The organism is Acidovorax bellezanensis, assembly GCF_025421555.1.
In the GTDB taxonomy this organism is placed as follows: domain Bacteria; phylum Pseudomonadota; class Gammaproteobacteria; order Burkholderiales; family Burkholderiaceae_C; genus Comamonas; species Comamonas bellezanensis.
This window is the reverse complement of the sequence record NZ_JAODYH010000001.1, coordinates 315,567-327,932: the sequence shown is the minus strand read 5'-3', so window position 1 is coordinate 327,932 and position 12,366 is coordinate 315,567. Positions and strand designations below refer to the sequence as shown.

Below are 12,366 nucleotides of genomic sequence, written 5' to 3'. Positions count from 1 at the left end.
GAAAACGCGGCGGGCTCAGATCAGCTCAGCGGAGCGCAGCGCGCCCTCAACCACGGGGATGTATTGGGGGCTCAAGTCCGTCATCGGCAGGCGCATGGTGGGGCCGCACAGGCCCATGCGGGCCACGGCCCATTTCACCGGGATGGGGTTGGCTTCGATGAACAGATTCTTGTGCACGGGCATCAGCTGGAGCTGGATCTGCATCGCGCGCTGGACATCGCCGGCCAGGGCCGCCTTGCACAGCTCGCTCATCAGGCGCGGCGCGACGTTGGCCGTCACGCTGATGTTGCCGTGGCCGCCGCACAGCATCAAGGCCACGGCGGTCGGGTCATCGCCCGAGTACACGCCAAAGCCGGCGGGCACATCGCGGATCAGCCACTGGGCGCGCTCGATGTTGCCCGTGGCTTCCTTGATGCCGATGATGCCAGGCACCTGGGTCAGCCGCAGCACGGTTTCGTGCTGCATATCGGCGACCGAGCGGCCGGGCACGTTGTAGAGAATCGTGGGCAGGTCGCCGACGGCTTCGGCAATCGCCTTGAAGTGCTGGTACTGGCCTTCTTGCGTGGGCTTGTTGTAGTAGGGCACGACTTGCAGCTGGCTGTCGGCGCCGACTTTCTTGGCGAACTGGGCCAGCTCGATCGCTTCGCGCGTCGAGTTGGCGCCGCAGCCGGCCATGATGGGCACGCGTTTGGCGGCTTGCTCCACGGACACGCGAATGATTTCGCAGTGCTCTTCCACGTTGACGGTGGGGGATTCACCCGTGGTGCCGACCACGCCGATGCAGTCAGTGCCTTCGGTGATGTGCCAGTCGATCAGTTTGCGCAAGCTCGGGTAGTCGACGCTACCGTCTTCGTGCATGGGGGTGACGAGGGCAACAATGCTGCCAGTGAGGGCGACGGTGGAGGTGGTCATGTCCGCAGTTGAAAACGGGAAAAGGGCATTCTAACGAGTGTGCGCGGCGCGCAGGGGACTGGGGCGGAGCTGTCGCAGGCATGGATGGCCTTCGGCGGTACCGGCCCGGCACCCGTGGCAGCCGCGGAATGCGGCCACAGCCTCCATCCTAGCAAGCCAGGCAAGGCCCGCACAGGTCAATTGTTTCCGCAAGAACGAAATGGCGCTGTAGGCAATAGCCCTCGGCTTTCAAGCTGGCGCAGGCTGCAAGGCCGGCGCCAGCGTGTCGCTGCCGTCCAGGGGGCGCACGGCGGCAATGCGCTGCACGCAGCGCGCGGGGTCGTCGAGGAAGCCGTCTTCATAGGCGACCACGCGCAGCTCGCCGCCGCAGGCTTGCAGCAGTTCGCCCGGTTGCAGCAGAAAATCGGGGCGCGAAGGCTTGCCAAAACGCGCGTTGCCGTCGGCAAAAGTTTCATACAGCAGCACGCCACCCGGGGCCACGCTGGCCACCAGCGTGGGCAGCAGCGCGCGCCAGAGGTAGTTGGTGACCACCACGGCGTCGAACCGGGCGCCGGGCAGGGGCCAGGCGCCGTTCTCGATATCGGCGCACAGCCGCTGGGCGGATGCGGGCAGGGCGGCGAGCGCCTCGGCCGAGCGATCCAGCCCCAGGCAGGGGTGGCCGCGCTGGGCAAACCAGTGCATATGGCGGCCTTGGCCGCAGGCCACGTCAAGCACCGTGCCGCCCGCGGGCACCAGGTGGCCAAAGCTCTGTATCCAGGCCGAGGCGGGAGAGGGAATAGGGTTCAGGTGGTCGGTCACGGGAAAAGGGAGTCTAGAAGCATGCCCAGATCTGATCGGCCATCAGGATCATGAAGTCTGGGTCGGTGTACAGGCCGAATACTGCCAGCAGCACCAGCGCGGCCAGGGCATAGCCCAGTCCGGTGAGGATGCGCTGGCGCAAGGGGCGGTGTTCCGTCATGGTTCAGGCCGCCACCGGCGTGGGGCGTTGCAGCGCGGCTTCGCGCACCGGCAGGTTGACCAGCGCGGCCAGAATGCCCAGGCCGATCGACAGATACCAGGCGATGTCATAGCTGCCGCTGCGGTCATAGAGATAGCCGCCTATCCAGACGCCCAGGAAGCTGCCGACCTGGTGGCTGAAGAACACAAAGCCGCTGAGCATGGACAGATGCTGGATGCCGAAGATCTGTGCCACGGTGGCGTTGGTCAGCGGCACGGTGGACAGCCACAGAAAGCCCATGGCGGCGGAAAACAGGTAGACCGTCATGGGCGAGATCGGCACCAGCAAGAAGGCCACCGTGGCCACCGAGCGCAGCACGTAAATGCCCGAAAGCAGGTAGCGCTTGGGGAAATGCTGGCCCAGGTGGCCCGCCGTGAAGGTGCCGAAAATATTGAACAGCCCGACCAGCGCCAGCGAGTAGCTGGCCACGTGGGGCGCGAGGCCGTAGTCCTTGAGGTAGCTGGGCATGTGCACGCCGATGAACATCAGCTGGAAGCCGCAGACGAAGTAGCCGGCGGTGAGCAGCAGAAAGCTGGGCGTGCGAAACGCTTCGGCCATGGCCTGGCCCACGCTTTGATCGCGCAGGGGCCGGGGGCTGCTGCCCGAAAAGCCCGGCTCGCGCAGGCCGAAGGCCAGCGGCACGATCATCAGTACCAGCATGGCCAGCACCAGCAGCGCATTCGACCAGCCGATCTGGGCGATCAGCGCGCCTTCCACGGGCACCATGAAGAACTGGCCGAACGAACCCGCGGCCGCCATCACCCCCATGGCCCAGGAGCGGCGCGCGGCCGGAATCTGCCGACCCAGCACGCCGAACACCACGGCATAGGTGGTGCCGGCCTGGGCCGCGCCTATCACCAGGCCTGCCGTGAGTGCGAACCACAGCGGCGTGGTCGACAGCGCCATGCCGGCCAGGCCCAGCGCATACAGCGCGGAGCCCACCAGCAGCACGCGAAAAGCGCCCAGGCGGTCGGCCACGATGCCGACAAAAATGCCCATCACACCCCAGGCAATGTTCTGGATGGCGATGGCCATGGCAAAGGATTCGCGGGTCCAGCCCATTTCCTGGGTAATGGGCAGCAGCCACAGTCCGAAGCCGTGGCGAATGCCCATGGACAAGGTAACGACTGCGCCCCCGCACAGCAGTACCTGCAGCATGGAAAGCGGTGTTGTTGGTGTTTTTTGCATGATGATGCGACTGTAGCCAAAATGGTGAGGGCGTGTCATCCATTGATCCCCCCACGCGCTGGCCTGGACATGCGGATGGATGCGCGAAGCGCGGCGCAGCCCATAGCGTGCTATGGGCAAGCCAAGCGACAAAGCAGACGCCGCATGCCCAGGCCAGCCCGAAGGGAAAGCCAGGGGGCGGCGCATTGCGTCGTTGCCCCTCGCTGACGTAGCGCGCTACGCGGCGCTCAGGGCGCCTAGCACTGCACCGTCCCCTGACTTTCGCGTGGGGAAATCAATGGATGACACGCCCTCCGGGCCGCTGTCATCCACGTTGCGTGGAAGACGGCGCCACAGCGGTCGCAAGGCCATGCTGTTTGCCCATACAGCTTTCCGCTCCGCGCAGCACTACAATCCCAGCCCATGGCAGCTAAACCTTCATCCTCCTCCACCAGCGCTTACTCCGAAGGCTCGATCCGCGTGCTCAAGGGCCTGGAGCCCGTCAAGCAACGGCCGGGCATGTATACGCGTACCGACAACCCATTGCATATCCTGCAGGAAGTGGTGGACAACGCGGCCGACGAAGCCTTGGCCGGCTACGGCAAGAAAATCAAAGTCATCCTGCACGCCGATCAATCGGTCAGCGTGGAAGACGACGGTCGCGGTATTCCCTACGGTCTGCACCCTGAAGAAAATGCACCCGTGATCGAGCTGGTGTTCACGCGCCTGCATGCGGGCGGCAAATTCGACAAGGGCCAGGGCGGCGCCTACAGCTTCTCCGGCGGTCTGCACGGCGTGGGCGTCTCGGTCACGAACGCCTTGTCCACGCGCATGGAAGTCACCAGCTACCGCGACGGCCACTGCGCCCGCCTGGTGTTTTCCGCGGGCGACGTGGTCGAGCCCCTGCAGGTCCAGCCGCTGACCAACGGCGAGCGCAAGCGCGGCACCACGGTGCGCGTGTGGCCCGACGCGAGCTATTTCGAATCCGCCCAGTTGCCCATGAACGAGCTGGTGCACCTGCTGCGCAGCAAGGCCGTGCTGATGCCGGGCGTCCAGGTGACGCTGGTCAACGAAAAGACCCGTGATGCACCGCAGGTATGGCAATACAAGGGCGGCCTGCGCGACTATCTGCAGCAAAGCCTCAACGGCGAGCCGGCCATTCCCCTGTTCGAAGGCGAAGGCTTCGCCGACCGCAACCACGACAGCTTTGCCGAAGGCGAAGGCGCGGCCTGGTGCGTGGCGTTCACCGAAGACGGTGCGCCCGTGCGTGAAAGCTATGTCAACCTGATTCCCACCACCGCCGGCGGCACCCACGAAAGCGGCTTGCGCGACGGCCTGTTCCAGGCGGTGAAAAGCTTCATCGAGCTGCATTCGCTGCTGCCCAAGGGCGTCAAGCTGATGCCCGACGACGTGTTCGCCCGCGCCAGCTATGTGCTCAACGCCAAGGTGCTCGACCCGCAGTTCCAGGGCCAGATCAAGGAGCGGCTGAATTCGCGCGATGCCGTGCGCCTGGTTTCGGGCTTTGTGCGCCCGGCGCTGGAGCTGTGGCTCAACCAGCATGTCGAGTGGGGCAAGAAGCTCGCCGAGCTGGCCATCAAGGCCGCGCAGAGCCGGCAGAAGGCCGGTCAGAAAGTCGAAAAGCGCAAGGGATCGGGCGTGGCCGTGTTGCCGGGCAAGCTCACCGATTGCGAAAGCCGCGACCTCGCGCACAACGAAGTCTTTCTGGTCGAGGGCGACTCGGCCGGCGGCAGTGCCAAGATGGGCCGCGACAAGGAAACCCAGGCCGTGCTGCCGCTGCGCGGCAAGGTGCTCAACACCTGGGAAGTGGACCGTGACCGGCTGTTCGCCAACAACGAAATCCACGACATTTCCGTGGCCATCGGCGTCGATCCGCACGGCCCCAACGACACGCCCGACCTGTCGGGTCTGCGTTACGGCAAGGTCTGCATCCTGTCGGACGCCGACGTCGACGGCTCGCACATCCAGGTGCTGCTGCTGACGCTGTTCTTCCGCCACTTCCCCAAGCTCATCGAGGCCGGCCACATCCATGTGGCCTTGCCGCCGCTGTTCCGTGTGGACGTGCCGGCGCGCGGCAAGAAGCCGGCGCTCAAGGTCTATGCGCTCGACGAGAATGAACTGGCCGTGATCTTCGAGAAATGCGCCAAGGACGGCGTGCCGCGCGAGAAGTGCCAGGTCAGCCGCTTCAAGGGTCTGGGCGAAATGAATGCCGAGCAGCTGTGGGACACCACGCTGAACCCCGACACGCGTCGCCTGCTGCCGGTGCAGTTGCTGAACCTGGACTTTGCCGCGGCCGAGGACGTGATCACCAAGCTCATGGGCAAGGGCGAGGCTGCGGCCCGGCGCGAGCTCATGGAACTGCACGGCGACGCCGTGGTGGTCGACATCTGAGGAGACGGCAGTACCGCCTGTCGAACGGTCCCATGTTCCACCTTCCCCATTCCTCCATGTCCGGCCGCCTGCTGGTGGCCGGGCTGCTGGGCGCCTGGCTGGCGCTGGGGGCAGGGGCGGCGCGTGCCGACCTCTGGGCCTTTATCGATGCGCAGGGCGTGACGCACTTTTCGGCCGAGCCGCTGGACGAGCGCTACACGCTGTTCTTTCGCGGGCAGCGTTTCGATACCGAGCGTGATGCCGCCGGCGCCCTCGCCGCGGACACCGATGTGAACAATCCTGGCGTGGCGCTGGCCGCGCGGGCGCGTGTGCAGGCCTACTTCGATATCTTGCCGGCCTACAAAAGCGTGCGCCCGCATTTGCGGCGCGCGGCCGAACGCACCGGCCTGGACTATGCGCTGCTCAAGGCGGTGATCGCCACCGAGTCGGGCTTTGATGCCCAGGCGGTCTCTCCCAAGGGCGCGATCGGCCTGATGCAGCTGATGCCGGCCACCGCTGAACGCTTTGGCGTGGCGGCGACCGGCGCGCGCAGCCTGGCCCAGCAGTTGCACGACCCGGCCGTCAATGTGCCGGCCGGTGCGCGCTACCTGCGCCATCTGATGGACCTGTACGACGGGCGGCTGGACTTGGCCCTCGCGGCCTACAACGCCGGCGAAGGCGCGGTGCTGCGCGCCGGCCAGAAAATTCCGCCCTTCAAGGAAACCCAAAACTATGTGAAGACCGTGCTGGCCCTGTACCGCCAGCTCCAGCCCCTGGTGCCTGGTGACCTGGCCCTGGCTGAACCGTCTTCACGCATCCGCATGACCCTGCCCGCGGGCAGACAGCGGCAGTCTTTCGACGAGAAACAATGACCATGAGCGATCAAATTCTGGATCTGGCAGCGCACGCCGACGGCGATGCGCTGGACCTGGGCACCTATGCGCAGCGCGCCTACCTCGAGTACGCCCTGTCGGTGGTCAAGGGCCGGGCCCTGCCCGATGTCTGCGACGGCCTCAAGCCCGTGCAGCGGCGCATTCTCTACGCCATGGACCGCATGGGCCTGAGCCATTCGGGCAATACCGTGCCCCGGCCGGTCAAGAGCGCGCGCGTGGTGGGCGATGTGCTGGGGCGCTTTCACCCCCATGGCGACCAGTCGGCCTATGACGCCCTGGTGCGCATGGCCCAGGACTTCGCCCAGCGCTATCCGCTGGTCGACGGTCAGGGCAACTTCGGCAGCCGCGACGGCGATGGCGCCGCCGCCATGCGTTACACCGAAGCGCGCCTGTCCAAGATCACCGGCCTGCTGCTCGACGAGATCGATGAAGGCACGGTGGACTTCGTGCCCAACTACGACGGCTCGACCCAGGAGCCGCGCCAGCTGCCCGCGCGCCTGCCGTTCAGCCTGCTCAACGGCGCCAGCGGCATTGCCGTGGGCCTGGCCACTGAAATCCCCAGCCACAATCTGCGCGAAATCGCCGATGCCTGCGTTGCGCTGATCAAGAAGCCGCTGCTGAGCGAAGCCGAGCTGGCCCTGCTGGTGCCCGGTCCCGACTATCCGGGCGGCGGCCAGATCATCAGCAGCCCGGCCGACATCGCCGATGCCTACCGCAGCGGCCGCGGCAGCCTCAAGGTGCGTGCGCGCTGGAAGATCGAAGAGCTCGCGCGCGGCCAGTGGCAAATGGTGGTGACCGAGCTGCCGCCCGGCGTGTCGACGCAAAAGGTACTGGAAGAAATCGAAGAGCTGTCCAACCCCAAGATCAAGACGGGCAAGAAAGCCCTGTCCCAGGACCAGCAGCAGCTCAAGACCAATCTGCTGGCGGTGCTCGACGCCGTGCGCGACGAGTCGAGCAAGGATGCGGCCGTGCGCATCGTCATCGAGCCCAAGAGCGGCAAGGTGCGCCAGTCCGATTTGACCCAGTTGCTGCTGGCCCACACCAGCCTGGAAACCTCGAGCTCCATCAACCTGACCATGATCGGGTTGGACAGCAAGCCGGTGCAGAAATCCCTGCTGCAGATGCTGCGCGAGTGGATCGAATTCCGCCAGTCCACCATCACCCGCCGCTCGCAATACCGCCTGGCCAAGGTGCTGGACCGTTCGCACATCCTCGAAGGCCGGCAGATCGTGCTGCTCAACATCGACGAGGTGATTGCCATCATCCGCGAGAGCGACGATCCCAAGGAGGCGCTGATGGCGCGCTTCGCGCTGTCCGAGCGCCAGGCCGACGACATCCTCGAAATCCGCCTGCGCCAATTGGCGCGGCTCGAAGCCATCAAGATCGAGCAGGAGCTCAAGGCGCTGCGCGAAAGCCAGGGCAAGCTCGAAGATATCCTGGGCAATCCCGCCACGCTGCGCCGCTTGATGGTCAAGGAAATCGAAGCCGACGCCAAGCAGTTTGCCGACGAGCGTCGCACGCTGATCCAGGAAGAGAAAAAAGCCAGTGCCGAAGTCAAGGTGGCCGACGAACCCGTCACCGTGGTGGTCTCGGAAAAAGGCTGGGTGCGCACGCGCCAGGGCCACGGCCACGAGGCGGCGAGTTTCACCTTCAAGGCCGGCGATGCGCTGTACGGCACTTTCGAGTGCCGCACCGTCGACCAGCTGCTGGCCTTCGGCAGCAACGGCCGGGTCTATTCCGTGCCCGTGGCGCAACTGCCCGGCGGGCGCGGTGACGGCCAGCCCGTGACCACGCTGGTCGAGCTCGAAAGCGGCACCCAGCTGCAGTACTACTTTGCCGGCCCGGCCCAGGCCTGCCTGCTGCTGGCCAGCTCGGGCGGCTACGGCTTCCTGGCGACCGTGGAGAGCCTGGTCTCGCGCAACAAGGGCGGCAAGGCCTTTGTCAATCTGGCCGAAGGCGAAACCCTTTGCGCGCCGTCGCACGCCAGCGGCAGCACCGGCAGTACCGCGCTGCTGCCCGCCACCCATGTGGCCGCGGGCTCGGTCGGCGGACGCATCATCACGTTCGAGATCAGCGAACTCAAGACCATGGGCAGCGCGGCGCGCGGCCTGATGCTGCTGGCGCTTGAAGAGGGCGACAGCCTGGCGGGCGCCGCGGCCTATACCCGCAGCATCCGCCTCGAAGGCACGGGCCGCGGCGGCAAGGCGCGCGAGGAGACATTGGAAATCCGCAGCCTCAACAACGCCCGTGGCAAGCGCGGCGGCAAGGGCAAGGCGGCCGACCTGGGCTTCAAGCCGGCGCGCATTACACGCGTGGAGTGAAGCCAAGCCCGGCAATGGGCCTGAGCATGAAAAAAGCCCCTCGTCGAGGGGCTTTTTTGCGTTCAGCCGGGTTCAGGCCAGTTCGGCGATCAGCTCGATTTCCACGCAGGCGCCCATGGGGATTTGCGCCACGCCAAACGCGCTGCGCGCGTGTTTGCCCTTGGCGCCGAAGACTTCGCCCAGCAGCTCGCTGCAGCCGTTGGTGACCAGGTGCTGCTCGGTGAACGTGCCCGTGGAGTTGACCAGGCTCATCACCTTGACGATGCGCTGCACGCGGTTGAGGTCGCCGCCGGCCGCATGCTGCAGCGTGCCCATCAGGTCGATGGCCACGCCGCGCGCGGCGGCCTTGCCTTCTTCGGTGGTGGTGTTGAGGCCCAGCTGGCCAACCCAGACCTTGCCATCCTTCTTGGCGATGTGGCCGCTGAGGAACACCAGCTTGCCGGTCTGCACGTAAGGCAGGTAGGCGGCGGCAGGCACGGCCAGGTCCGGCAGTTCGATCTGGAGTTGTTTCAGCTTCTCGTAAACGCTCATGACTGTTTCCTTTTGCAAAAATTCAAGGGGAAAACGGCTGCATTTCCCTGGGAAAGAGTGTGACACAGGCCGCATGCCCGATAGCCACTGATGGGCGCAAGGACAGGCGGCGTTCTGGTGCGTCTGGATGGCGCTGGCTAGCATGTGCGGCATGGGCGCTCCGCTTAGCCATTCGTCTGTGCCGGACGCTATTGCGCCCGCCGCCTGCACCTGGGCGCTGCGGCCCTGGGCCTGCTGGCAGGTGGCGCTCTTGGGCCTGGTCGCGGGAGCGGCCTGGCAGGTCACGCAGCCGGCGCTGTGGCGCCCTGGGGGCTATGCCGGCCTGTTGCTGGCCGCCGTGGGCTGCGCCGGGCTGGCCTGGGCCTGCAATCGCCGCGCGGGCGCGGGCGCGGGCCGGGCCTGGGCAGTGGGCGGGTTGTGGGCGCTGGCCGCGGCCTGTGCCATGGCCGCGGGGTGCGGCGCCCGGGCGCTGGCGTTCCAGGCGCAGGCGCTGTCCGCGGACCTCGAAGGCGTGGATCTGCGCGTGACTGGCGTGGTCGCGGCCATGCCCCAGCCCGCGCCCTGGGGCCTGCGCTGGCGCCTGGAAGTGGAGCGGGCCGAGCGGGCTGGCGGCGCGCAGTCCGGGGCGGAGGTCGCATTGCCGCCGCTGATCGAACTGGCCTGGTATGGGCCGCGCGCCGGTGAGTGGCCGGCCGCGGGCGCTGCGCCGCCACAGCCGCTGGCGGCCGGCCAGCGCTGGTCGTTCACGGTGCGGCTCAAGGCCCCGTACGGCCTGCGCAATCCCCATGGTTTTGACCAGGAGCTGTGGCTGTGGGAGCAGGGCGTGCAGGCCACGGGCACGGTGCGCGCGGGTCGCGGCCAGGCGCCACCGCGCAAGCTGGGGCAGACCGGGCGCTACCCGGTGGCGTGGCTGCGCCAGCAATTGCGCGATGCCATCGTGGCGGACCGTGCTCCGCCGGCCATGCTGCGCGCGCTGTGGCCGGGTGCGGGCGGTCAGGAGGGGCAGCGTGCGCGTGGCGTGGTCGCGGCCCTGGTGGTGGGCGACCAGGGGGCGATAGAGCGCAGCGATTGGGAACTGTTTCGCGCCACTGGCGTGGCGCATTTGATGAGTATTTCCGGCCTGCACATCACCATGTTCGCCTGGCTGGCCGCCGCGCTGCTGGGCTGGGCCTGGCGGCGTTCGGCGCGCTGCTGTCTGTGGCTGCCCGCGCCCACGGCGGGGCTGCTGGGCGGCGTGCTGCTGGCCCTGGGCTACAGCGCCCTCAGCGGCTGGGGTCTGCCCGCGCAGCGCACGGTGGGCATGCTGGCGGTGGTGGCTTGTCTGCGCCTGGCCGGTGCGCGCTGGCCCTGGCCTCAGGTCTGGCTGCTGGCGCTGGCCGCGGTGGTCGTGGCCGACCCCTGGGCGCTGTGGCAGGCGGGTTTCTGGCTGAGCTTCGTGGCCGTGGGCGTGCTGTTCGCTTCAGCGACGGGAGAGCCCGCGGCGCGCGGCCTGCGCCCACGCTTGCAGGCCCTGCTGCGCGAGCAGATGGTGGTGACGCTGGCGCTGACGCCGCTGGCCTTGCTGCTGTTCGGTCAGGTCTCGCTGGTGGGCATGCTGGCGAACCTGCTGGCGATTCCCTGGGTAACGCTGGTGGTCACGCCCCTGGCCATGCTGGGCATGGGCTGGGCGCCGCTGTGGCAGCTGGCCGCGGCCAGCGTCCTGCCTTTGAGCGCCGTGCTGCACTGGCTGGCGCAATGGCCAGCCGCCGTGCTGTTCCTGCCCGCGGCGCCGGCCTGGGCCGCGCTTGCCGCGGTGCTGGGCGGTGTCTGGCTGGTGCTGCGCCTGCCAGTGCCCGTGCGGCTGCTGGGCCTGCCCTTGCTGCTGCCGGCGCTGTGGTGGCAGCCCGCGCGCCCCGCAGCCGGCGAATTCACGCTGCTGGCGGCCGATATCGGTCAGGGCAATGCCGTGCTGGTGCGCACGCAAGGCCATAGCCTGCTGTACGACACGGGGCCGCGCCATGGGCCGGACAGCGACGCGGGTCAGCGGGTGCTGGTGCCCTTGTTGCGCGCCCAGGGCGAGCGCCTGGACATGTTGATGCTCAGCCACAGCGACAACGATCACACCGGCGGCGCGGCGTCCGTGCTGCGCGCCCAGCCCCAGGCCGCGCTGGTGGGCGCGGCCACCGAGGAACTGCCGCAGCAGGCGCTGCGCGCTGCCACGCCCTGCGCTGCGGGCCAGCGCTGGCAGTGGGATGGCGTGGCCTTCGAAGTGCTGCATCCGCCGCCGGGCCTGGCGCCCGAGCCCGAAGCGAGCGGGCGCAGGCGGCGCTCGGCCAGGGACGGTCCCAATACGCGCAGCTGCGTACTGCGCATTCGCGCGGCCACTGGCGCCGTGGCCTTGCTCGCGGGGGACATCGAACGCCGGCAGGAAGAGGCTTTGCTGGCGCAGGGCGCGCCGCTGCGTGCCGATTGGCTGCTGGTGCCGCACCACGGCAGCAAGACGTCTTCGACCTCGGCCTGGATTGCCGCCGTGGCGCCGCGCCATGCGCTGGTGCAGGCCGGTTACCGCAACCGCTACGGCCATCCCGCGGCCCCGGTGGTGCAGCGCTATATCGCGCAGGGCGTGCAGCTGGTGGACAGCGTGCGCTGCGGCGCGGCGCGGTGGTCTTCGGCACGGCCACAGCAGATGGACTGCGAACGCCAGTTGCGACCGCGCTACTGGCAGCAGGGGGGCGGCCAGGGGCCGTGACCCGATCTCTGGGGCTTACTTGTTGCGGCGCTGCTCGCGCAGCATGAACAGGTACAGGCTTTCCACCTTCTCGCGCGCCCAGGGCGTCTGGCGCAGGAATTTCAGGCTGGAGTTCACGCTGGGCTGGCTCTGGAAGCAGCGTATGGGCACCAGCCGGGCCAATTCTTCCCAGCCGTAGTGCGCTTGCAAGGCTTCGACGATGGCGGCGAGGGTCAGGCCGTGCAAGGGGTTGTTGGCTTGCCGGGCCGGCGGCGCGGGGGGCTTTTCAGGAGGCGTTTGCATAGGGGGCGAGGATATCGGGATTGGCTTGGGCCGTCGCTATGAAGGGCAAGCTGCAGACGCAAAAAAAGCGGGCATTGCCCGCTTTCAAGAATCTTCCTGGCTCTCGCAACGTCCACAGCCCACGCAACTGGCGTGCCCCAGCAAGGG

Annotated in this window: 10 protein-coding genes; 4 read left to right on the top strand and 6 right to left on the bottom strand. The window is 67.6% G+C overall.

Features of this window, described 5'->3' with window-relative positions; genetic code table 11:
* Positions 1-15: 15 nt before the first annotated feature.
* The 4 genes from dapA to N0K08_RS01400 form a co-directional block, all read right to left on the bottom strand.
* Positions 16-912 carry a 4-hydroxy-tetrahydrodipicolinate synthase gene (gene dapA / locus N0K08_RS01415; protein ID WP_261498204.1) on the bottom strand — a complete coding sequence of 299 codons (897 nt, stop codon included), beginning with the start codon at positions 910-912 and terminating at the stop codon, positions 16-18.
* 228 nt (positions 913-1,140) lie between these two features.
* Positions 1,141-1,710, bottom strand: coding sequence for a class I SAM-dependent methyltransferase (locus tag N0K08_RS01410; RefSeq protein WP_261498203.1), 570 nt, complete (start codon positions 1,708-1,710; stop codon positions 1,141-1,143).
* Between the two features lie 13 nt (positions 1,711-1,723).
* The gene (locus tag N0K08_RS01405) at positions 1,724-1,870 is read right to left on the bottom strand and encodes a hypothetical protein (protein WP_261498202.1); all 147 of its coding nucleotides are present in this window, start codon (positions 1,868-1,870) and stop codon (positions 1,724-1,726) included.
* Positions 1,871-1,873: 3 nt separating this feature from the next.
* A complete protein-coding gene (locus N0K08_RS01400; protein WP_261498201.1) occupies positions 1,874-3,067 on the bottom strand; it encodes an MFS transporter in 1,194 nt (397 codons plus the stop codon).
* A gap of 432 nt (positions 3,068-3,499) precedes the next feature.
* Here N0K08_RS01400 and N0K08_RS01395 point away from each other — a divergent pair, with 432 nt between their 5' ends.
* Genes N0K08_RS01395 through parC form a run of 3 tightly spaced genes read left to right on the top strand, consistent with a single transcriptional unit; the run spans position 3,500 to position 8,678 of the window.
* Positions 3,500-5,485 carry a DNA topoisomerase IV subunit B gene (locus N0K08_RS01395; protein ID WP_261498200.1) on the top strand — a complete coding sequence of 662 codons (1,986 nt, stop codon included), beginning with the start codon at positions 3,500-3,502 and terminating at the stop codon, positions 5,483-5,485.
* 32 nt (positions 5,486-5,517) lie between these two features.
* Positions 5,518-6,336 (top strand): lytic transglycosylase domain-containing protein, encoded by an 819-nt coding sequence (locus tag N0K08_RS01390; RefSeq protein ID WP_261498199.1) that lies wholly within the window; start codon positions 5,518-5,520, stop codon positions 6,334-6,336.
* 2 nt (positions 6,337-6,338) lie between these two features.
* A complete protein-coding gene (gene parC / locus N0K08_RS01385; protein WP_261498198.1) occupies positions 6,339-8,678 on the top strand; it encodes a DNA topoisomerase IV subunit A in 2,340 nt (779 codons plus the stop codon).
* A 72-nt stretch (positions 8,679-8,750) separates the two neighbouring features.
* On the opposite strand, the gene N0K08_RS01380 is transcribed toward parC, so the two are convergent.
* Complete coding sequence (locus N0K08_RS01380) at positions 8,751-9,209, bottom strand: RidA family protein (RefSeq protein ID WP_261498197.1); 459 nt, start codon at positions 9,207-9,209, stop codon at positions 8,751-8,753.
* Positions 9,210-9,360: 151 nt separating this feature from the next.
* Here N0K08_RS01380 and N0K08_RS01375 point away from each other — a divergent pair, with 151 nt between their 5' ends.
* The gene (locus N0K08_RS01375) at positions 9,361-11,937 is read left to right on the top strand and encodes a DNA internalization-related competence protein ComEC/Rec2 (RefSeq protein ID WP_261498196.1); all 2,577 of its coding nucleotides are present in this window, start codon (positions 9,361-9,363) and stop codon (positions 11,935-11,937) included.
* 15 nt (positions 11,938-11,952) lie between these two features.
* Here N0K08_RS01375 and N0K08_RS01370 read toward each other — a convergent pair whose 3' ends face one another.
* On the bottom strand, positions 11,953-12,219 hold the full coding sequence (locus N0K08_RS01370) for a VF530 family protein (RefSeq protein WP_261498195.1): 267 nt from the start codon (positions 12,217-12,219) through the stop codon (positions 11,953-11,955).
* Between the last annotated feature and the right edge of the window lie 147 nt (positions 12,220-12,366).

What these genes read in the sequence shown, in the direction of transcription:
- dapA (WP_261498204.1), bottom strand. Translation starts at nt 912, where the DNA reads ATGACCACCTCCACCGTCGCCCTCACTGGCAGCATTGTTGCCCTCGTC.
- N0K08_RS01395 (WP_261498200.1), top strand. Translation starts at nt 3,500, where the DNA reads ATGGCAGCTAAACCTTCATCCTCCTCCACCAGCGCTTACTCCGAAGGC.
- N0K08_RS01390 (WP_261498199.1), top strand. Translation starts at nt 5,518, where the DNA reads ATGTTCCACCTTCCCCATTCCTCCATGTCCGGCCGCCTGCTGGTGGCC.
- parC (WP_261498198.1), top strand. Translation starts at nt 6,339, where the DNA reads ATGAGCGATCAAATTCTGGATCTGGCAGCGCACGCCGACGGCGATGCG.
- N0K08_RS01370 (WP_261498195.1), bottom strand. Translation starts at nt 12,219, where the DNA reads ATGCAAACGCCTCCTGAAAAGCCCCCCGCGCCGCCGGCCCGGCAAGCC.
- N0K08_RS01405 (WP_261498202.1), bottom strand. Translation starts at nt 1,870, where the DNA reads ATGACGGAACACCGCCCCTTGCGCCAGCGCATCCTCACCGGACTGGGC.
- N0K08_RS01375 (WP_261498196.1), top strand. Translation starts at nt 9,361, where the DNA reads ATGGGCGCTCCGCTTAGCCATTCGTCTGTGCCGGACGCTATTGCGCCC.
- N0K08_RS01380 (WP_261498197.1), bottom strand. Translation starts at nt 9,209, where the DNA reads ATGAGCGTTTACGAGAAGCTGAAACAACTCCAGATCGAACTGCCGGAC.
- N0K08_RS01400 (WP_261498201.1), bottom strand. Translation starts at nt 3,067, where the DNA reads ATGCTGCAGGTACTGCTGTGCGGGGGCGCAGTCGTTACCTTGTCCATG.